General features: G+C 49.4%; 1 protein-coding gene. It reads left to right on the forward strand.

Annotated elements, in window-relative coordinates; genetic code table 11:
• Nucleotides 1-617 (forward strand): hypothetical protein (locus KO524_RS15175; RefSeq protein ID WP_219295075.1); only part of this gene is annotated, 617 nt, incomplete at both ends.

A 617-nucleotide genomic window follows, 5' to 3' on the forward strand; every position in this document is an offset into this window, starting at 1 on the left:
CGCCCCAACGCAGAGTTTACGGTCAACTACAACCCGAATTGTATCGAAAATCCCATTTTACTCGCACCGGTTAACTACGATCCAGAATACCAATACGAATGGGAGTTTAATTATACCACGCTGAGAATGGCTTATGCGGAAATCAATTTGCCTGTGGGACGAAATACTATTACTAATAGAATCAAATTAACGGTAACCGACCGTTACGGCTGTTCGATGAGTAGGGAACAAGGGCCGTTTACCGTCATTAAAGCAAGATTTTTAGGTTCAGAAGCAAGGCCTGAGGAAGCTACTTTTTGCGAGGGGGGCAGTGTGCGTTTGTCTGTACAGACAGCCGGTCAGCAGCCTGTTGCTTACCAATGGATGAACGGGGCTCACCCCATTGCTCGGGCTACTGGAGCTACTTTGAGGGTCAACCAAACGGGCAATTATTGGCCGGTATTGTTCGACGCCAACGGCTGTGGTTATTACGGTGCTCGATCGGCTGCGGTTATCGTTAAAAAACCGCCTTTGGTCACGCTAAACCCACCGGCCATTAGCTGTAGCGGTAGTCCGATTAAAATCAGCGCTACCCTTGCCGATCCGCGGGTTTTACGTCAGTGGACGCGCAACAACAC

The organism is Flavobacterium sp. NKUCC04_CG, assembly GCF_019345525.1.
Taxonomy (GTDB): Bacteria; Bacteroidota; Bacteroidia; order Flavobacteriales; family Flavobacteriaceae; genus Flavobacterium.